Here is an 18,527-nt window from a genome sequence, read left to right as displayed (position 1 = left end):
AGCGTGCCGGGGTGTCGCAAGCTGGACACGTGAGCAGCAGCCCGATCGTCGTGTCGCCCGTCCAGGCCGGCGACCCGCCCTTCCGCATCGTGCAGATCGACGGGCAGCCCGTCGGTGTCGCCTACGACCTGCTCGACGTCGTCCGGATCGCCCACGACGTCGGAAGGAAGCACGTCGACTTCGACGACCCCCACGCCGTGCGCTGGCTCGGCGGGGGCAAGTACCACTGGTCCCCGTGAGGATGGCCGGGCGTCCGGTTCCGCGTACGGTTGCGAAAGATCCACTTCCCGCGATTGGGTGGGTCGCATGACTCGGACCCTCTACCTGTTCGCCGGCGCCGCCCCACCCGTCTTCGACGTCGCGCGCGTCATCGAGGACGCCCAGGTGCGCGGCTGGGAGGTCTGTCTCGGACTGACGCCCACGGCGGCCCGCTGGCTGGAGCCGAGCCTGGACGGACTGGCCGCCCTGACCGGCCGCCCGGTGCGACACGAGTACCCACTGCCCGGGCTGCCCGAGGTGTGGCCTCCAGCCGACGTGATCCTGGTGGCCCCGGCCACCTTCAACACGATCAACGGATGGGCCCTGGGCCTCACCGAGACGTTCGTGACCGGTGTCCTCGCCGAGAGCATCGGCAAGCGCGTGCCCGCGGTGGCGATGCCGTCGGTGAGCGCCGCCCTGATGCAGCACCCGCAGTTCGAGCGCTCGCTGGAGACCCTGCGTGCCGCCGGGGTCACGGTGCTGTTCAAAGAGGCCGGGGCCGAGCCCGCGTATCCCTGGCAGCCCGGGCTCGCCGCCGCCGAGGCGGCGGCCGGCTGACGTGATCTTGCGCACCGCAGCCGGGCCGAGCGGTCCGGCTGCGGCTGCCGTCCGCGGGCCCAGGCTCAGGGCCAGGGATCGCAGGGCACCAGCGGCCCCCGGGCTACCGGTGGCCTCCGGGCACACGACGAGGGGCCGGTCCGCTTTCGCGGACCGGCCCCTCGGTCATCAGGGTGAGTGACGGGACTCGAACCCGCGACATCCTGGACCACAACCAGGTGCTCTACCAGCTGAGCTACACCCACCACGACCGGCGCTTCTCACTGCTGCGCACCGGCCGAGAAAAAGTGTACAGGGTCCGGCGGGGTGCTCGCCGCCACGTTTTCCGCGGGTCGATCACTCCGCCGTTTCGGCAGGCAGAACGTACTTCGCGGCGATCGAGCGCGCCGTCTCCGTGTCGGGCCCGGGCTGCGGCACGAAGACCGCCTCGCGGTAGTAGCGCAGCTCCGCGATGGACTCGCGGATGTCGGCGAGGGCGCGGTGGTTGCCGTTCTTCTCCGGGCTGGCGAAGTAGGCGCGCGGGTACCAGCGCCGGGCCAGCTCCTTGATGGAGGAGACGTCGACGATGCGGTAGTGCAGGTGCTGCTCGATGGCGGGCATGTCGCGGGCGAGGAAGCCGCGGTCGGTGGAGACGGAGTTCCCGCACAGCGGCGCCTTGCGGGGCTCGGGCACGTACTGGCGGATGTAGTCCAGGACGAGCTTCTCCGCCTCCTCCAGCGCCACACCGCCGTCGAGCTCCTCGAGCAGTCCGGAGGCGGTGTGCATCGTGCGGACGATCTCCGGCATGCTCTCCAGGGCCTCGGCCGGGGGACGGATGACGATGTCCACCCCCTCACCGAGCACATTGAGCTCCGAGTCGGTGACGAGCGCCGCCACCTCGATCAGAGCGTCCTGGGCCAGGGAGAGCCCGGTCATCTCGCAGTCGATCCACACCATCCGGTCGTTCATACGTCTCACCCTACGGGGCGATCCCGAGGCGCAGGCATAGTCGCGCCACGACCGCGTCCGTCGCGGGCGGACCGGTCACCTCGCGGACGCCGGAGGCCGTGCGGCTCGCGGAGCTCGAAACGGCTCCCGGGCTGCTCCGGGATGCGCGCGGCATAGGGCGGTTCCCCGTCGGTCCGGAGCGCGCCCGGCCCGGTGCCGGAACCCGCAGGGCCCGGGTTCTGCGGGCCCCCGGCGCCCACGCGGTCCGCGAGGGGCAGCGGGCCGCGCCGCGGTGCCAGGACCTGCCCGCCGGCCGCCTCGGCGCCGCGCTTCTCCCGGGCGGCGATTCCGGCGGTGTCCGGCTCGTCCTGAGGACGCCGGGCCCGGTAGGCCGCCCGGTACGAGGCGGGGGAGGCGCCGAGCTGTCGGCGGAAGTGACCGCGCAGCGCGACGGGTGAGCGGAAGCCGCAGCGTGCGGCGACTTCGTCCACGGAGTAGTCGGAGGTCTCCAGCAGCCGCTGCGCCTGCAGCACACGCTGGGTGATCAGCCACTGCAGGGGGGCGCTGCCGGTGAGCGTGCGGAAACGCCGGTCGAAGGTGCGGCGGCTCATGTAGGCGCGGGCGGCCAGGGTCTCCACGTCGAACTGCTCGTGCAGGTGCTCCAGCGCCCAGGCGACGACTTCGGCGAGCGGATCGCCGCCGATCTCCTCGGGTAAAGAGCGGTCGAGGTGGCGGGGCTGGCCGCCCCAGTCGCCGCGGCGCGGCGGCACCACGAGCCGGCGGGCGAGCGCGTTGGCGGCCTCGCCGCCGTGGTCGCTCCGTACGACGTGCAGGCACAGGTCGATGCCCGCGGCGGTGCCGGCGCTGGTGAGGATGTCGCCGTCGTCGACGAACAACTCGCGCGGGTCGACATGGACGGACGGGTAGCGCTTGGCCAGGGTCGGCGCGTACATCCAGTGCGTGGTGGCGGGGCGGCCGTCCAGCAGTCCCGCGGCGGCGAGCACGAAGGCGCCGGTGCACAGCCCGATGATGCGGGCGCCCTCCTCGTGGGCGCGGCGCAGCGCGTCCAGCGCCTCGGCGGGCGGCGGCTGCGAGATCGAGCGCCAGGCGGGCACGACGACCGTGCCGGCGCGTGACAGCGCCTCCAGCCCGTACGGGGCGGTCAACTCCAGGCCGCCGGTGGTGCGCAGCGGGCCGTCCTCGCCGGCGCAGACCAGCAGCCGGTAGCGGGGCACGCCCGCGTCCTGGCGGTCGATGCCGAACACGGACAGGGGGATGGAGCTCTCGAAGATGGGGCCGCCGCTGAACAGCAGTACCGCCACGACCTCCTGACGGCGTCGCGCCGACAACGCCCGTGGCCCGCGGCCCTGCTGGGCGGTGGTGGACGGGCCGTGCCCCACGGAGGCGCTCGCCGGGGCGGCGGACGCCACCGGGGTGACGGACGGTCCCGCGATGTGCGGGACGGCCGGCGAGCCCGCCGGTGCGGACAGTGCGGTGGACATGCCGGCGGCCGACTGGATCTCCGCCATGGTGCCGGTCCTGGACTCCTGTGTCATGGAGCTCAAGCCCCCCTCGGTCGTCTGGTCCTCTCGGTCCTGCACGGGTCCCCCGCTGTCGCCGCTCAAGATCGAATCTACTGGTTCCGCAGTACCCGCAGTGGCAAGTTCACCACCTGCCGGTATGTCGACATGACCACGTGGCGTGAAGCATTCGATCACGAAGCGTTCCCTTCGGGAAGTGCGCCTTCCGGGAGCCGAACCGGCGCACAACGCCCGTGCGCCCCTTCATTCCGCTTCCGTCCCAGGGGTGGCGAAGGTCGCCGATCATGATGCCAAGTGCCGGAACGCACAGGGAAGTTGGCTGAAAATGGCGGGAAGGCCAGTACGCGCCCCTGGTCAGCGCCCCGTCGTACGCCCCGTGAGTGGCCGATGCGCGCGTGCGCCCCCTGTCCGTACGGAGGCCGCTAGGACGATTCCGGATATGGCCGGAGGCGGACAGTGGGAGAGGCCGGGGCGCGGGGTGACTTGTCCGGTTGGTGACGGGACGTTGCGTCGGGCCGTCCGCTCCGGCATTCTCTCGGAAACTCCGGGGTAGGGGGACGCTGTGAGGGCACCTGCACATCTGTGCAGAGGTCTCCGGTCGCCGTACTCTGGAGTCAGCGGGAAGGGCAGCCCCTTACCGGTCGAATCCAGGCCGGTCCCGCGGCCCCCGCAGTGTTGTTGTCCGCCCACTCGGCGCTCCCGGCGCCGACCTTGCCGAGAAACCGCATCATGGCCGGTTACGAGCTCCCCGAGCCCGCCGACGGAAAGCCGCTCGCCGAATCGGCGGCGGTACCCGAGGCGGACTGCGAGCCGCGCTCTTCCTGTGATCCCGCGTTCCGGCACGGCGTGGTCGTCGGTTTTGACGGCTCCGTGTCGAGCGAACGGGCTCTCGCGTACGCCATCGGCATGGCGCGCCGGTCCGGTTCCGCGCTGATCATCGTGCATGTCGCCAACCGGCTCCCGGCGACCGTATGGGCGGGCTGCGAGCCGCCGGTCTTCGTCGACGTCCCCGACCACCGCACCGAGGTGCTCGGCCTGGAACTCGCCTGCGCCGACCACCTGTCGGAGGTGCCGTGGATCCTGGTGGAGCGCGGCGGCGACATTTGCCACGAATTGGAGGAGGTCGGCCGGGAGTACGAGGCCGACGCCATCGTGGTGGGCGGCACGCACGGGATCATCGGCAAGATCTTCGGCTCGGTCGCCGGACGCCTCGCCCGGCGCGCACAGCGGCCTGTCGTGGTCATTCCATAACGATTCGATGCACGATGCCGTGAATCCGTCCATCGCGGGATTGCTTGTGCCCTTGTGAAGGGTATCTCGTCAGCAGTCTCTTCCCTCGTACACGAAGGGGGCCCGCGGTGGACAACGACGTCTCCACGGCACGCACCTCAGGAGCCGGCGCGACGGCTCTGGGATATCTGGCACTCGGCCTGACGCTGATCGCCTTCGGGCTGTTCAGCACCGGCGTCATCGACAACGCCGCGGCGGCGGACACCGCGCGGCTCGCTCTCGTCGTCGGCGGCGTGACGCAATTCGTCGCCGGCATGTGGGAGTTCTACGGAGGCAACGGCTTCACCGGCACCGCCTTCGCCGCACTGGGCGCCTTCTGGGTGACCTGGTCGGCGGGGTCCGGGGCCGGGGCGAGCAGCGAGGCCGCCGGGCTCTTCATGCTCCTGTGGGCGCTGCTGGCGCTCAGCCTGACATTGGCGGCCTGGCAGATGGGCGGGGTGGCGCAGGCGGTCTTCGGGCTGCTGACCCTGGCCACGGCCCTGTCCGGCATCGCGGCTCTCGCCTCCAGCGGCGGCCTCGGCAAGACGGCCGGCTGGGTGGGCCTCGCGGCAGGCGCGGTCGCCTGGTACGGCGGGACCGCGCTGCTCACCAACGCCGCGTGGGGCCGGCGTGCTCTCGCGGACGGCTGGCGGCTGCCCCTGCCGCACCGCGGGTCCGCGGCCTGAACCCCGGGGAGGGCGGAGGCGAGGCACCCCGCGCCCTTCGGCGCGGGGTGCCTCGTCGTCCGCCCGCGGGTCCCCCGGGGCCTACTCGACGGTGACGGACTTCGCGAGGTTCCGCGGCTTGTCGATGTCCCGGCCCAGGGCCAGCGCCGTGTGGTACGCCACCAGCTGGAGCGGGATGCCCATCAGGATCGGGTCGAGCTCGTCCTCGTTCTTGGGGACGACGATCGTGTGGTCGGCCTTCGCCTGCTCCTGGTGCGCGACGGCCAGGATGCGGCCGCTGCGGGCCTTGACCTCCTCCATCGCGGCGCGGTTCTTCTCCAGCAGCGAGTCGTCCGGGACGATCGCGACGGTCGGCATCGCCGGCTCGATCAGGGCCAGCGGGCCGTGCTTGAGCTCGGAGGCCGGGTACGCCTCGGCGTGGATGTAGGAGATCTCCTTCAGCTTCAGCGACGCCTCCAGCGCCACCGGGTAGCCGCGCACCCGGCCGATGAACATCATCGACGTGGCGTCCGCGTACTCGGCCGCCAGCTTCGCGATGTCCTCTTCCCGGGCGAGGATCTCCTGGATCTGCGCGGGCAGCTTCCGCAGTCCCTCGATGATCCGCTTGCCGTCGGCCACCGAGAGGTCCCGGATGCGGCCCAGGTGCAGGGCGAGCAGCGTGAAGGCGACGACGGTGTTGGTGAAGCACTTGGTGGAGACGACGCAGACCTCCGGGCCGGCGTGCACGTACACGCCGCCGTCGGTCTCACGGGCGATCGCGGAGCCCACCACGTTCACCACGCCCAGGACGCGGGCGCCCTTGCGCTTGAGTTCCTGGACGGCCGCCAGGACGTCGTAGGTCTCACCGGACTGCGAGACGGCGACGTAGAGGGTGTCCGGGTCCACGACCGGGTTGCGGTAGCGGAACTCCGAGGCCGGCTCGGAGTCGGCCGGGATACGAGCCAGGCCCTCGATCAGCGAGGCGCCGATCAGACCGGCGTGGTACGAGGTCCCGCAGCCGAGGATTTTCACCCGGCGGATGCCGCGGGCCTCGCGGGCGTCGAGGTTCAGGCCGCCGAGGTGGACGGTGGAGAACTTGTCGTCGATCCGGCCGCGCAGCACGCGGTCGACCGCGTCGGGCTGCTCGCAGATCTCCTTGTGCATGTAGGTGTCGTGGCCGCCCATGTCGTAGGAGGCGGCCTCCCACTCCACGGTCTCGGGGGTGGCCGTGGTGCGGGTGCCCGAGGTCGTGCAGGTGCGGAAGTCGTCGGCTTTGAGGGTGGCCATCTCGCCGTCGTCGAGAGTGACGACCTGGCGGGTGTGGGAGATCAGCGCGGCGACGTCGGAGGCGACGAACATTTCCTTCTCGCCGATGCCGAGGACCACCGGCGAGCCGTTGCGGGCCACGACGATCCGGTCGGGGAAGTCGGCGTGCATGACGGCGATGCCGTAGGTGCCCTCGATGACCTTCAGCGCCTCGCGGACCTTCTCCTCCAGGGACTCGGCCTGGGAGCGGGCGACGAGGTGGGTGATGACCTCGGTGTCGGTCTCCGAGGCGAAGACCACGCCGTCGGCCTCCAGCTTCGCGCGCAGCTCGGAAGCGTTGTCGACGATGCCGTTGTGGACGACGGCGACCCTGCCCTCGGTGTCGAGGTGGGGGTGCGCGTTCTCGTCGCTCGGGGCGCCGTGGGTGGCCCAACGGGTGTGGGCTATGCCGGTGGTCCCGGCGAAGCGCTTGGGGATCCGCGCCTCGAGCTCGCGGACCCGGCCCTTGGCCTTGACGGCCTTGAGCCCCCCGGACCTGCCGGAGATCACGACGCCCGCGGAGTCGTAACCGCGGTACTCCAGCCGCTGCAGGCCCTCCAGCAGCAGCGGGGCGACATCACGCTTCCCGATGTAACCGACGATTCCGCACATGCTTCCGTCCTTTTCCGGTCGCCGAGGCGCCCCGGTCTCGCTGTCAGCCGTAGACGATGCGGCGCAGCTGCCGCAGGGAGTACTCGGGCGGGGCGACCGCCCGGTGCGGCAGCTCGGCCGTGATCCGTTCGAAGATCTCCGTGTTCTGCAGGCCCTTGGCCTGCAGCTCGCGGTGTCGGCGCCGCACGAAGTCCTCGGCCGGCTCGTCGAAGTACGCCAGGACGTCCAGGACGACCCGGGCGGCCTCGCCGTGTTGCAGCGGCGTGGTCCGCACCAGGTGGTCGACAAGATCGTCGTGGGTCGTCCGGCGTTCGAGCACCGGATGATACTGAGGGAGAAGGGACGCTGATCGCAAGATTCCTGCCCGAAATCGGGCAGAGGGAGGGTGAGAACTACGCCGGAAGGCCCAATTCGCGCGCGATCAACATGCGCTGCACCTCGCTGGTGCCCTCGCCGATCTCCAGGATCTTCGAGTCGCGCCACATGCGGGCGACGGGGTACTCGTTCATGAAGCCGTAGCCGCCGTGCACCTGGGTGGCCTCGCGGGCGTTGGTGACCGCGATCTCCGAGGAGTAGAGCTTGGCCATCGCCGCCTCCTTCTTGAAGGGCTCGCCCGCCACCAGCCGCGAGGCGGCGTCACGCCAGGCCAGCCGGGCGGTGTGGGCGCGCGTCTCCATGTCGGCGAGCTTGAAGGCGATGGCCTGGTTGCCGCCGATCGGACGGCCGAACGCCGTGCGCTCCTTGGCGTAGGCGACCGACTCGTCCACGCAGCCCTGGGCCAGCCCTGTGGCCAGCGCCGCGATGGCGATCCGGCCCTCGTCCAGGATGCGCAGGAACTGGGCGTAGCCCCGGCCGCGCTCGCCCAGCAGGTTGGCGGCGGGCACGCGGCAGTCCGCGAAGGACAGCTCCCGGGTGTCGGAGGCGTTCCAGCCCACCTTGCTGTACTTCTTCGACACCGTGAAGCCCGGGGTGCCGGACGGCACGATGATCGAGGAGATCTCCGGGCGGCCGTCCTCCTTGCGCCCGGTGACTGCCGTGACCGTGACCAGGGCGGTGATGTCGGTGCCCGAGTTGGTGATGAAGCTCTTGGTGCCGTTGATCACCCACTCGCCGGTCGCCTCGTCCAGCCGGGCCGTGGTGTGGGTGCCGCCGGCGTCCGAGCCGCAGTCCGGCTCGGTCAGCCCGAAGGCGCCCAGCTGCTCGCCGGAGGTCAGCCGCGGCAGCCATGCGCGCTTCTGCTCCTCGGTGCCGAAGCGGAAGACCGGCATGGCGCCGAGCGAGACCCCCGCCTCCAGGGTGATCGCCACGGAGGAGTCGACCCGGGCGAGCTCCTCGAGGGCGACGCAGAGGGCGAAGTAGTCGCCGCCCATGCCGCCGTACTCCTCGGGGAAGGGCAGCCCGAACAGGCCCATGCGGCCCATCTCGCGGATGATCTCGTAGGGGAACTCGTCGTGCTCGTAGAACTCGCCGATCTTCGGCGCGACGACGTCGTGCGCGAACTGCTCGACCGTGCGGCGCAGTTCCTCGTACTCGGCGGGAAGCCGGTGGGCGGTCGTCATGGCAGGGTCACTCCTGGTGGGAGAGGGCGCGGACGGTACGGGACGGGCTCGGTCGGCCCAACTGCTCCGCCATCCACACGCTGGTGGCGGTGAGGCGGCTGAGATCGACCCCGGTCTCGACGCCGAGGCCGTCGAGCATCCAGACCAGGTCTTCGGTGGCGAGGTTCCCGGTGGCGCTCTTGGCGTACGGGCAGCCGCCGAGGCCGCCGGCGGATGCGTCGACGACGGTCACGCCGCGCCGGAGGGCGGCCAGGGTGTTGGACAGGGCCTGGCCGTAGGTGTCGTGGAAGTGGACGGCGAGTCGTTCGACAGGCACGCCCAGGCCGGTGAGGGCGTCCAGCAGCGCCACGACGTGACCGGGGGTGGCGACGCCGATGGTGTCGCCGAGGCTGAGCTCGTCGCAGCCCAGGTCGTGGAGCCGGCGAGCCACCGCGGCGGCCTGCGCGACGGGCACGGGGCCCTCCCAGGGGTCGCCGAAGCACATCGACAGATAGCCGCGCACCCTCGCTCCCGCCTCCTTGGCGGTGGCGACGACCGGCGCGAACATCTCCAGCGACTCGTCGACCGTGCGGTTGAGGTTGGCCTTCGCGAAGGACTCGGTCGCGCTGCCGAAGACGGCGACCTCGCGCACCCCCAGGGCCAGAGCCCGATCCAGGCCGCGCCGGTTGGGCACCAGCACGGGCAACCGGACGCCGCCGCCGAGATCGTGCAGCAGAGGCATCAGCTGCTCGGCGTCGGCGAGTTGGGGCACCCATGCGGGGTGCACGAAGCTGGTCGCCTCGATCGTGGTCAGCCCGGCGCGGGCCAGGCGGCGCACGAACTCCGCCTTGACCTCGGTGGGCACCGTGGCCCTCTCGTTCTGCAACCCGTCGCGTGCCCCGACCTCGTGGACGCGCACCTGCCGCGGCAGCCCGTCCATCGGCACGGACATGGGCAGACCCGCGGTGCGTTCGACGGCTGTCATGCCACCTCCTCCTGGTGCGGGGTGACGACGACGAGTACCTGGTCCATGGCGACCGTGCCGCCCGGGGTCACGTCGATCTCGGTGACGGTGCCGTCGTGGGGGGCGGTGATGACGTGCTCCATCTTCATCGCCTCCACCACGAGCAGGCTCTGGCCTGCGGTGACCTTGTCGCCCTTGGCGACCTTGACGACGGTCACCGTGCCCGGCATGGGGGCGGCGAGGGTGTCCACGCCGCCCGCGCCCGCGGCGCCGCGCAGCGCGGCTTCGACCGGGTCGTACGGCTGCAGGGCCCAGGAGTCGCCGTCCCTGCCGAACCAGTCGTCCGCGTGCTCGAAGGCATGCGTGACGCCGTCCCATTCGAGGGTGATCCGCTGCCCGGTGCCGGGGAACAGCCGGGCGCTCACCGCGGCGGCCTCGCCGATACGCACCTCGGCCTCCTGGGCTCTGCCGCGGACGCGGACCCGCACGGCCTCGGACCCCGGCACGCGCAGCCAGTGGTCGGTCCAGGCAGGCTGCCCGCCGAGCCGCCAGCCGCTGGGCACGGAGAAGGGATCCCGCCAGCCCCCGTCGGCCGTCGGTTCCAGGGCCGCGTGGCGCAGCAGCGCGCCGGCCGCGTACACCTCGGCGGGGACCTCCGCGGGCACCAGACCCGCGAGCTCCCGGTCGATCAGACCGGTGTCCAGCTCGCCGGAGACGACGTCGGGATGGGCCAGCAGACGGCGCAGGAAACCGGTGTTGGTCTCCAGGCCCAGCACGGTCGTCCGGGCGAGGGCGGCCCGCAGCCGGCGCAGCGCCGTCGGGCGGTCGGGTCCGTGCGCGATGACCTTGGCGAGCATGGGGTCGTAGAACGTGCCGATCTCACTGCCCGTCAGGAGTCCGGAGTCGACGCGCACGCCCTCACCGCCGGGCTCGCCCAGCGCCAGCACGGTGCCCGCCGAGGGCAGGAACGAGCGGGAGGGCACCTCGGCGCAGATCCGGGCCTCGACCGCGTGGCCGGTCAGGGCGACCTCGTCCTGGCCGAAGGAGAGCCGCTCGCCCGCGGCGATCCGCAGCTGCCACTCCACCAGGTCCAGCCCCGTGACCAGTTCGGTGACCGGGTGCTCGACCTGGAGGCGGGTGTTCATCTCCATGAAGCAGTAGGCGGACGGGTCGGCGCCCGGGACGATGAACTCCACGGTGCCCGCGCCGACGTAACCGCAGGACAGCGCGGCCTGGACGGCGGCGGCGCCCATGGCCGCCCGGGTCGCCTCGTCCAGCAGGACCGAGGGGGCCTCCTCGATCACCTTCTGGTGGCGGCGCTGCAGTGAGCATTCGCGTTCGCCGAGGTGCACCACGTTGCCGTGGCCGTCGGCCAGCACCTGGATCTCGATGTGCCGGGGACGGTCGATCCACCGTTCCACCAGGAGGGTGTCGTCCCCGAAGGAGCCGCGCGCCTCGCGCCGGGCGGCGGCGATCTCCTCGGCGAGCAGGTCCGGGTCGCGCACCAGGCGCATGCCCTTGCCGCCGCCGCCGGCGGAGGGCTTGAGCAGCACCGGCGTGCCGATCTCCAGGGCGGCGGCCGTCAACTGCTCGTCGGTGAGCCCGCTCCCGCTGCTGCCCGGCACCACCGGGACCCCGGCCTCGCTGACGGTCTCCTTGGCGCGGATCTTGTCGCCCATGAGCTCTACGGCCCGGGCGGGCGGCCCGACGAAGACGAGACCGGCGTCCGCGCAGGCACGGGCGAAGGCGGGGTTCTCGGCCAGGAAGCCGTAACCGGGGTGCACGGCCTGGGCACCGGTGCGGGCGGCCGCCTCGAGCAGCCGGTCGATCGACAGGTAGCTCTCGGTGGCCGCGGCCGGGCCGATGCGCACGGCGGTGTCGGCCTCGCGGACATGGCGGGCCCCGGCGTCGGCGTCGCTGAAGACGGCGACCGAACGGATCCCGAGCTGCCGCAGGGTGCGGATGACGCGGACGGCGATCTCGCCGCGGTTGGCCACCAGGACGGTGTCGAACATCGCTGACATCTCAGTGCCCCCTACATCCGGAAGACGCCGAAGCCCGGCGCCTGTGGATCGCGTTGCGGAATCGGCGCGTTGGCGCAGGCGGTCAGGGCCAGCCCCAGCACCTGACGGGTCTGCAGGGGGTCGATGACCCCGTCGTCCCACAGCCGTGCCGTCGCGTAGTAGGCGTTGCCCTGCTCCTCGTACCGGGCGCGGATGGGGGCCTTGAAACGCTCCTCTTCCTCCGCCGCCCAGCTGTCGCCGGCCGCCTCGATCTGGTCGCGCTTGACGGTGGCCAGCACCGAGGCCGCCTGCTCACCGCCCATCACGGAGATCTTGGCGTTGGGCCACATCCACAGGAAGCGAGGTGAATAGGCGCGGCCGCACATCGAGTAGTTGCCCGCGCCGTAGGAGCCGCCGACGACCACGGTCAGCTTGGGCACCCGGGTGGTGGCCACCGCGGTGACCATCTTGGCACCGTGCTTGGCGATGCCGCCCGCCTCGTACTGCCGGCCCACCATGAAGCCCGAGATGTTCTGCAGGAAGAGCAACGGGATGCCGCGCTGGTCGCACAGCTCGATGAAGTGCGCGCCCTTCTGGGCGGATTCGGAGAACAGGATGCCGTTGTTGGCGACGATGCCCACGGGGTGGCCGTGGATCCGGGCGAAGCCGGTGACCAGCGTCGTGCCGTACTCGGCCTTGAACTCCGCGAAGCGGCTGCCGTCGACGAGGCGGGCGACGACCTCGCGGACGTCGTAGGGGGTGCGCGGGTCGACCGGGACCGCGCCGTAGAGCCCGGCCGGGTCGACGGCGGGTTCCTCGACGGGCTCGACCGTCCACGGCAGTGCGCCGCGGGCGGGCAGGGTCGCCACGATGCTCCGCACGATGCGCAGCGCGTGGGCGTCGTCCTCGGCCAGGTGGTCGGTGACGCCCGAGGTGCGGGAGTGCACCTCGCCCCCGCCGAGCTCCTCCGCCGTGACCACCTCGCCGGTGGCGGCCTTCACCAGCGGCGGGCCGCCGAGGAAGATCGTGCCCTGGCCGCGGACGATCACCGCCTCGTCGCTCATGGCGGGGACGTAGGCGCCCCCCGCGGTGCAGGAGCCGAGGACGGCGGCGATCTGCGGGATGCCGCGGGCGGAGAGGGTGGCCTGGTTGAAGAAGATCCGCCCGAAGTGGTCGCGGTCGGGGAAGACCTCGTCCTGCTTCGGCAGGAAGGCGCCGCCGGAGTCGACCAGGTAGACGCACGGCAGGCGGTTGTCCAGGGCGATCTCCTGGGCGCGCAGGTGCTTCTTGACCGTCATCGGGTAGTAGGTGCCGCCCTTGACGGTGGCGTCGTTGGCGACGATCACGACCTCGCGGCCGCTGACCCGGCCGATCCCGGCGACGACGCCGGCCGCCGGGGCCTGGCCCTCGTACATGCCGTCGGCGGCCAGCGGGGCGAGCTCCAGGAAGGGCGATCCGGGGTCGAGCAGCCCGTCCACCCGGTCGCGGGGGAGCAGCTTGCCGCGCGCGGTGTGCCGGGCGCGGGCCTTCTCGCCGCCGCCGAGCGCGGCCGCGGCGAGCTTCTCGCGCAGCCGTGCGGAGAGCTCGGCGTGCGCCTTCTCGTTGGCGCGGTAGGCCTCGCTCGCCGGTTCCGCGGCGCTGGCGAGGACGGGTGCTTCCATGTCACGGGCCCCCGGATGAGTTAGCGGTCGTTAACGTGTCCTCCACCACGTTAGCGGTCGTTAACGCGGCTGTCTAGAATGGTAGGACGATGAGATCGCGGGAGGCGTCCGCAGACCGGACGGCTCGCGGAAAGGTGCGGTGTGGAGCCCACAAGGACGGCGGCCAGGGCCGCCAGTGGCAGGCGCGACCAGATCCTGAGGGAGGCAGCTCGGCTCTTCGCCGAGCGCGGGTTCCACGGGGTCGGCGTGGACGAGATAGGGGCGGCCGTCGGCATCAGCGGCCCGGGGCTGTACCGGCACTTCGCGGGCAAGGACGCGATGCTCGCCGAGTTGCTCGTCGGCATCAGCGGCCGGCTGCACGCGGCGGGCCGCATGCGCGTCGCCGAGGCTGACGGCGCAGCCGCCGCCCTGGATGCCCTGGTCCGCGGCCACATCGACTTCGCGCTGGACGACCGGGCGCTGATCATCCTCCACGACCGCGAGCTGGACCGGCTCCGCGACTCCGACCGCAAGCTCGTGCGCCAGTTGCAGCGCCAGTACGTCGAGCAGTGGGTCGCGGTGGTGAGCGAGGTGTACCCCGGGGCGGCCGAGTCCGAGGTCCGGGCGGCCGTGCACGCGGTCTTCGGTCTGCTGAACTCCACCCCGCACCTCGGCTCCCACGGGGGCCTGCCCGGGCGGGCGGCGACCGCGGGGCTGCTGCACCGGCTCGCCCTGGGGGCCTTCGCCGCTCTGGACAGCCCGCACGACCGGGACGTAACTTACTGAGCGCTTGCTTATCGCTCGGTGTGCGGTTCGGTCTGCGAAGGAGGCGCCCAGTGCGTCGCACGGTGTTCAACGAGGACCACGAGGCCTTCCGGGAGATGATCCGGGACTTCATCGCGAGCGAGGTCGTGCCCGTCTACCCCGAGTGGGAGGAGGCTGGGCACCCGCCCCGCGACTTCTACCGGCGCCTGGGCGAGCTGGGCATCTTCGGCATCGAGGTACCCGAGGAGTACGGCGGCGCCGGCGTCACCGGCTGGAAGTTCAGCGCCGTGGTCACCGAGGAGTGCGCCCGCGCAGGCGTCAGCTTCGGCAGCAGCGGCGTGCACACCGGCCTGGTGCTCCCGTACATCCTCGAGTTCGCGAGCGAGGAGCAGAAGAAGCGCTGGCTGCCGGACTTCGTCAGCGGCGAGATGATGACCGCCATCGCCATGACCGAGCCCGGCACCGGTTCGGACCTGGCCGGCATGACCACCACCGCCAGGCTCTCCGAGGACGGCACGCACTACGTCCTCAACGGCGCGAAGACCTTCATCACCGGCGGCGTGGTCGCCGATCGCGTGCTGGTCGTCTGCCGCACCTCGCCCGCCACCCCGGAGGACCGCCGCCACGGCCTGTCGATCCTGGCCGTCGACACCGCGAGCGAGGGCTACGCCGTCGGACGCAAGCTGGAGAAGATCGGCCTGCGAACCTCCGACACCGCGGAGCTGTCCTTCACCGACGTCAAGGTCCCCGTCGCGGACCTGCTGGGAGAGGAGGGCAGGGCCTTCTCCTACCTGGCGCACAATCTGCCGGTCGAGCGCCTCGCGATCGCGGTCGGCTCCTATGCCCAGGCCGACGCCGCCGTCCGCTTCGCCACCCAGTACGTGCGCGACCGCAAGGTCTTCGGGAAGGCCGTCGCCGAGTTCCAGAACACCAAGTTCACGCTCGCCGAGTGCGCCTCCGACGTCGACGCCATGCAGGCCGTCGTCGACCGCGCCCTGGAGGCGCACGAGCAGGGCGACCTCACCGCGGCCGACGCCGCGCGCGCCAAGCTCTTCTGCACCGAGACAGCCGCCAAGGTCATCGATCGCTGCCTCCAACTGCACGGAGGCTACGGCTACATGCTGGAATACCCCATTGCCCGTCTGTACGCGGACAACCGCGTGCACCGCATCTACGGCGGCACCAGTGAGGTCATGAAGACGATCATCGCCAAGTCGATGGGGCTGTGACCGCACCGAGCGCCCGCCCCCGAGAGACACACGTGACCAGCCGCGCACTGCAGTCCCTGCTCGAACTGCTCGACCTGGAACGGATCGAGCAGGACATCTTCCGAGGCGCCAGCCGCCCCGCCGTCGTCCCCCGCGTCTTCGGGGGCCAGGTCGCCGCACAGGCGCTGGTCGCGGCGGGGCGCACGGTCCCGGAGGGACGCGACGCCCACTCCCTGCACGCCTACTTCCTCCGCGTGGGGGATCCGGGCGCGCCGATCGTCTATCAGGTCGACCGCATCCGCGACGGCCGCTCCTTCACCACCCGCCGGGTGGTCGCGGTGCAGCACGGACAGCCGATCTTCCACCTGTCCGCGTCCTTCCAGACGTACGAGGACGGGCTGGACCACCAGGAGCCGATGCCGCCGGCGCCGGATCCGGAGACCCTGCCCACCAGCGAGGAACTGCTGCTCCAGCACCGGGACCGGTTCCCCGGCCCCTCGGTCGTGGAGCGGCTGCTGGAGGCGCGCGCCGCGGTCGACCTGCGCTACGTCGGCGCCCCGCCGTTCCTTGCTGCCGGGAACGGGCCGAGCGAACCCCGTTCCCAGGTGTGGTTCCGCACCAACGGCAAGCTCGCCGACGACCCGCTGCTCCATGTCTGCCTCGCCACCTACGTGTCGGACATGACGCTGCTGGACTCCGTGCTGCTGGCCCACGGGCGCGGTGGCTGGGCGGTGGGCGACGTGGTGGGCGCCAGCCTGGACCACGCCATGTGGTTCCACCGGCCCTTCCGGGCCGACGAATGGCTGCTGTACGACCAGCAGAGCCCCTCCGCCTCCGGCGGACGCGGGCTGGGCACCGCGCGCATCCACACTCAGGACGGACGACTCGCCGTCTCCGTCATCCAGGAGGGCGTCGTCCGGGTCCCGCGGGACTGAGCCTCGGGGCCGCAGTCCCACGGGCACCGGGAGGACGGCGCCCCGGGGCGCCGTCTACGCGCCGGTCAGGCCCGCGGCGTCCAGCAGGTAGGCGGTCATCGGGTCGTAGTGGCGCGGATCGGTGACGTGGTCGTCGAGCGGGACGGTCACCGCGACGGTGCCCTCCGCCTCCGCGAGGAAGAGCGCCGGGTCGTTGCAGTCGGCGAACCCGATCGCGTCGATGCCGCGCTGCCCGGCGCACCCCGCCCAGCCGTGGTCGGCCACGACCAGGTCGGGCAGCGGCCGGCCCTGCGCGGCCAGGGCGTCCAGGACCGCCGCCATCGGGCCGGGGGAGTGGGTGTGCCACAGGGTGGCGCCGCGCTCCAGCATGGCCACGTCGCAGAACTGGAAGACGCCGCCCTCCTCGGTGGACAGCCCACCGGGGATCGCGACGACCTCCGCCCCGGCCTCCCGTACGGCGGCGGCCAGGGTGCGGTGGACGTCCAGCAGGCCGCCGGGGTGGCCGGTGGCGAACAGCACGCGCCGCCCGCCCTCCATGGCCTTGCAGATCATCCGGGCGGCGCGGTCCAGGGCGCCGATCGTCAGTTCGGGGTCGATGGTGTCCTGCCCCTGGAGGTGGCCGGGGTCGGCCACGACCCCGCAGCGCTCGGCCATGACCGCCAGCACCGCCTCCTCGTCCGTCCAGCGGTCGCCGAACTCCAGGCCGAGCCAGTAGTGGCGGTCGCCCTCGGCGAGTCTGCGGTAGTGGGAGCGGTTGTTCTCCCGGGGGGTGGCGACGTCGCCCGCTATGCGCGTGCGTACGAGGTGGTCGGCGAGGGCCTTGCGGGACGGCACGGTGACATGGGGCAGCATGCCCCCCATTGTCACCTGCCGTCGGACGTGCGTGCGGGCGGCCGCCGATCGACGCCGGTCCGTTACCTCGACCCGGGCGCCGGGAGTGGCGTGCACCCACTGGACGCGGACGTCCCGGTCGGCGGTGGACGGTCCCGCGACCTGGCGCAGCCCGAGGTCGGGCAGGGCGAGCAGAGTGGTGAGCGAGATCGGCGGCAGGGGCGGCGCCAGGTCCTGACGCGGGGGAGTCATGTGCGATTCCTCTGTCCGGTCTGGTGAGGGGGGAGGAAACGTACACTTCAGCGCTGCTGCCCGGCCATCTATCGTCACCGCGGGAGAAGCCCGGGGGAGCGGCGGCCGTGCGCCGGACCATCGGCTGTCCGGCCGGGATGCGGACTGCTCTCGACGCGACGCCGCCCCATGCCAGTCGGATAAGGTCACAAAACGAGCAGAAGCTGATAAGGCGCAGGGAAGAAGGCAGTCACCTATGAGCAGCACCGAACCGCGCGGTCCCGTCGACTCCTCCCGCACCCCGCGGTACGCCGGCCCCGCCACGTTCGCGCGGCTCCCGCGCCTCGACGAGGTCGGCAGCGTCGACGTCGCCGTGGTCGGCGTGCCCTTCGACGCCGGCGTCTCCTACCGTCCCGGCGCCCGCTTCGGCGGCAACGCGATCCGGGAGGCCTCCCGCCTGCTGCGTCCGTACAACCCGGCGCAGGACGCCTCGCCCTTCGCGCTCGCCCAGGTCGCGGACGCCGGCGACATCGCCGCCAATCCGTTCGACATCAACGAGGCCGTCGAGACCATCCAGGCCGCCGCCGACGACCTGCTCGACACGGGCGCACGCCTGATGACCCTCGGCGGCGACCACACCATCTCGCTGCCCCTGCTGCGCGCCATGGCCCGCAAGCACGGCCCGGTCGCCCTGCTCCACTTCGACGCCCACCTCGACACCTGGGACACCTACTTCGGGGCCGAGTACACCCACGGCACCCCGTTCCGCCGGGCCGTGGAGGAGGGCGTCCTCGACACCTCGGCCCTCTCCCACGTCGGCACCCGGGGCCCGCTGTACGGCAAGCAGGACCTCACCGACGACGAGAAGATGGGCTTCGGCATCGTCACCTCCGCCGACGTCTACCGGCGTGGCGCCGACGAGGTCGCCCAGCAGCTGCGCGAGCGCATCGGCGGACGCCCCCTCTACATCTCCGTCGACATCGACGTCCTCGACCCGGCCCACGCCCCGGGCACCGGCACCCCCGAGGCCGGCGGCATCACCTCCCGCGAGCTGCTCGAGATCCTGCGCGGTCTGGCCTCCTGCAACCTGGTCTCCGCCGACGTGGTCGAGGTCGCCCCGGCCTACGACCACGCCGAGATCACCAGCGTCGCGGCCTCCCACACCGCGTACGAACTGACCACGATCATGACCCGGCGGATCGCGGCGGACCGCGCCTGAGCGGGCGAGGCGGCGGCGGCCCGGCGCCGGCTCCCCGCCGTCGGGCCGCCGCCCGCCC

17 protein-coding genes and 1 tRNA gene are annotated in these 18,527 nt (G+C 72.1%); 8 read left to right on the top strand and 10 right to left on the bottom strand.

Annotated elements, in window-relative coordinates; genetic code table 11:
• Window positions 1-29: 29 nt before the first annotated feature.
• On the top strand, window positions 30-239 hold the full coding sequence (locus AC3ET4_RS04590; protein ID WP_431946148.1) for a hypothetical protein: 210 nt from the start codon (window positions 30-32) through the stop codon (window positions 237-239).
• 67 nt (window positions 240-306) lie between these two features.
• On the top strand, window positions 307-816 hold the full coding sequence (locus AC3ET4_RS04585) for a flavoprotein (RefSeq protein ID WP_431946146.1): 510 nt from the start codon (window positions 307-309) through the stop codon (window positions 814-816).
• Window positions 817-988: 172 nt separating this feature from the next.
• Here AC3ET4_RS04585 and AC3ET4_RS04580 read toward each other — a convergent pair.
• The 3 genes from AC3ET4_RS04580 to AC3ET4_RS04570 form a co-directional block, all read right to left on the bottom strand.
• Window positions 989-1,061: transfer RNA gene (locus AC3ET4_RS04580), tRNA-His, on the bottom strand.
• A gap of 91 nt (window positions 1,062-1,152) precedes the next feature.
• Window positions 1,153-1,764, bottom strand: coding sequence for an oligoribonuclease (gene orn / locus AC3ET4_RS04575; RefSeq protein WP_431946145.1), 612 nt, complete (start codon window positions 1,762-1,764; stop codon window positions 1,153-1,155).
• Between the two features lie 5 nt (window positions 1,765-1,769).
• Window positions 1,770-3,299, bottom strand: a complete 1,530-nt coding sequence (locus tag AC3ET4_RS04570; protein WP_431946143.1) for a helix-turn-helix domain-containing protein — start codon at window positions 3,297-3,299, stop codon at window positions 1,770-1,772.
• A 714-nt stretch (window positions 3,300-4,013) separates the two neighbouring features.
• On the opposite strand from AC3ET4_RS04570, the gene AC3ET4_RS04565 reads away from it, so the two are divergent.
• Both AC3ET4_RS04565 and AC3ET4_RS04560 read left to right on the top strand, forming a co-directional pair.
• Window positions 4,014-4,535, top strand: a complete 522-nt coding sequence (locus AC3ET4_RS04565) for a universal stress protein (protein WP_431946141.1) — start codon at window positions 4,014-4,016, stop codon at window positions 4,533-4,535.
• A 107-nt stretch (window positions 4,536-4,642) separates the two neighbouring features.
• Entirely contained in the window at window positions 4,643-5,239 is a 597-nt protein-coding gene (locus AC3ET4_RS04560) for an acetate uptake transporter (protein WP_431946139.1), read from the top strand.
• A gap of 81 nt (window positions 5,240-5,320) precedes the next feature.
• Here the strand turns inward: AC3ET4_RS04560 and glmS are convergent, their stop codons facing one another.
• The 6 genes from glmS to AC3ET4_RS04530 all read right to left on the bottom strand — a co-directional run bounded on the left by glmS (window position 5,321) and on the right by AC3ET4_RS04530 (window position 13,301).
• Complete coding sequence (glmS, locus tag AC3ET4_RS04555; protein ID WP_431946137.1) at window positions 5,321-7,135, bottom strand: glutamine--fructose-6-phosphate transaminase (isomerizing); 1,815 nt, start codon at window positions 7,133-7,135, stop codon at window positions 5,321-5,323.
• Window positions 7,136-7,178: 43 nt separating this feature from the next.
• The gene (locus AC3ET4_RS04550) at window positions 7,179-7,454 is read right to left on the bottom strand and encodes a hypothetical protein (protein WP_431946135.1); all 276 of its coding nucleotides are present in this window, start codon (window positions 7,452-7,454) and stop codon (window positions 7,179-7,181) included.
• A gap of 73 nt (window positions 7,455-7,527) precedes the next feature.
• A complete protein-coding gene (locus AC3ET4_RS04545; RefSeq protein ID WP_431946133.1) occupies window positions 7,528-8,694 on the bottom strand; it encodes an acyl-CoA dehydrogenase family protein in 1,167 nt (388 codons plus the stop codon).
• Between the two features lie 7 nt (window positions 8,695-8,701).
• On the bottom strand, window positions 8,702-9,658 hold the full coding sequence (locus AC3ET4_RS04540; RefSeq protein ID WP_431946131.1) for a hydroxymethylglutaryl-CoA lyase: 957 nt from the start codon (window positions 9,656-9,658) through the stop codon (window positions 8,702-8,704).
• Window positions 9,655-11,652 carry an acetyl/propionyl/methylcrotonyl-CoA carboxylase subunit alpha gene (locus tag AC3ET4_RS04535; RefSeq protein ID WP_431946129.1) on the bottom strand — a complete coding sequence of 666 codons (1,998 nt, stop codon included), beginning with the start codon at window positions 11,650-11,652 and terminating at the stop codon, window positions 9,655-9,657. The genes AC3ET4_RS04540 and AC3ET4_RS04535 overlap by 4 nt, the downstream gene beginning before the upstream one ends.
• A 20-nt stretch (window positions 11,653-11,672) precedes the next feature.
• Window positions 11,673-13,301 (bottom strand): carboxyl transferase domain-containing protein, encoded by a 1,629-nt coding sequence (locus AC3ET4_RS04530; RefSeq protein WP_431946127.1) that lies wholly within the window; start codon window positions 13,299-13,301, stop codon window positions 11,673-11,675.
• Window positions 13,302-13,442: 141 nt separating this feature from the next.
• On the opposite strand from AC3ET4_RS04530, the gene AC3ET4_RS04525 reads away from it, so the two are divergent.
• The 3 genes from AC3ET4_RS04525 to AC3ET4_RS04515 are packed head-to-tail and all read left to right on the top strand — an operon-like array spanning window position 13,443 to window position 16,188.
• On the top strand, window positions 13,443-14,066 hold the full coding sequence (locus AC3ET4_RS04525) for an SACE_7040 family transcriptional regulator (protein ID WP_431946125.1): 624 nt from the start codon (window positions 13,443-13,445) through the stop codon (window positions 14,064-14,066).
• Between the two features lie 50 nt (window positions 14,067-14,116).
• Window positions 14,117-15,274 (top strand): acyl-CoA dehydrogenase family protein, encoded by a 1,158-nt coding sequence (locus tag AC3ET4_RS04520; protein ID WP_431946123.1) that lies wholly within the window; start codon window positions 14,117-14,119, stop codon window positions 15,272-15,274.
• A 32-nt stretch (window positions 15,275-15,306) separates the two neighbouring features.
• Window positions 15,307-16,188: an acyl-CoA thioesterase gene (locus AC3ET4_RS04515; RefSeq protein WP_431946121.1), complete on the top strand. Its 882-nt coding sequence runs from the start codon at window positions 15,307-15,309 to the stop codon at window positions 16,186-16,188.
• Window positions 16,189-16,242: 54 nt separating this feature from the next.
• Here AC3ET4_RS04515 and AC3ET4_RS04510 read toward each other — a convergent pair whose 3' ends face one another.
• Window positions 16,243-17,049, bottom strand: a complete 807-nt coding sequence (locus tag AC3ET4_RS04510; protein WP_431946246.1) for a phosphatase — start codon at window positions 17,047-17,049, stop codon at window positions 16,243-16,245.
• A 457-nt stretch (window positions 17,050-17,506) separates the two neighbouring features.
• Between AC3ET4_RS04510 and speB the strand changes: the two genes are divergently transcribed.
• A complete protein-coding gene (gene speB / locus AC3ET4_RS04505) occupies window positions 17,507-18,469 on the top strand; it encodes an agmatinase (RefSeq protein ID WP_431946119.1) in 963 nt (320 codons plus the stop codon).
• Window positions 18,470-18,527: the final 58 nt, after the last annotated feature.

The sequence above is a fragment of the Actinacidiphila sp. bgisy167 genome (assembly GCF_057707665.1).
This window is presented reverse-complemented; position numbering and strand designations above follow the sequence as displayed.

Bases quoted from the DNA above. Each gene is read 5' to 3' on its own strand.
- AC3ET4_RS04510 (WP_431946246.1), bottom strand. From the start codon at position 17,049: ATGGGGGGCATGCTGCCCCATGTCACCGTGCCGTCCCGCAAGGCCCTC.
- orn (WP_431946145.1), bottom strand. From the start codon at position 1,764: ATGAACGACCGGATGGTGTGGATCGACTGCGAGATGACCGGGCTCTCC.
- AC3ET4_RS04530 (WP_431946127.1), bottom strand. From the start codon at position 13,301: ATGGAAGCACCCGTCCTCGCCAGCGCCGCGGAACCGGCGAGCGAGGCC.
- AC3ET4_RS04585 (WP_431946146.1), top strand. From the start codon at position 307: ATGACTCGGACCCTCTACCTGTTCGCCGGCGCCGCCCCACCCGTCTTC.
- AC3ET4_RS04570 (WP_431946143.1), bottom strand. From the start codon at position 3,299: ATGACACAGGAGTCCAGGACCGGCACCATGGCGGAGATCCAGTCGGCC.
- speB (WP_431946119.1), top strand. From the start codon at position 17,507: ATGAGCAGCACCGAACCGCGCGGTCCCGTCGACTCCTCCCGCACCCCG.
- AC3ET4_RS04540 (WP_431946131.1), bottom strand. From the start codon at position 9,658: ATGACAGCCGTCGAACGCACCGCGGGTCTGCCCATGTCCGTGCCGATG.
- glmS (WP_431946137.1), bottom strand. From the start codon at position 7,135: ATGTGCGGAATCGTCGGTTACATCGGGAAGCGTGATGTCGCCCCGCTG.
- AC3ET4_RS04565 (WP_431946141.1), top strand. From the start codon at position 4,014: ATGGCCGGTTACGAGCTCCCCGAGCCCGCCGACGGAAAGCCGCTCGCC.
- AC3ET4_RS04545 (WP_431946133.1), bottom strand. From the start codon at position 8,694: ATGACGACCGCCCACCGGCTTCCCGCCGAGTACGAGGAACTGCGCCGC.
- AC3ET4_RS04535 (WP_431946129.1), bottom strand. From the start codon at position 11,652: ATGTTCGACACCGTCCTGGTGGCCAACCGCGGCGAGATCGCCGTCCGC.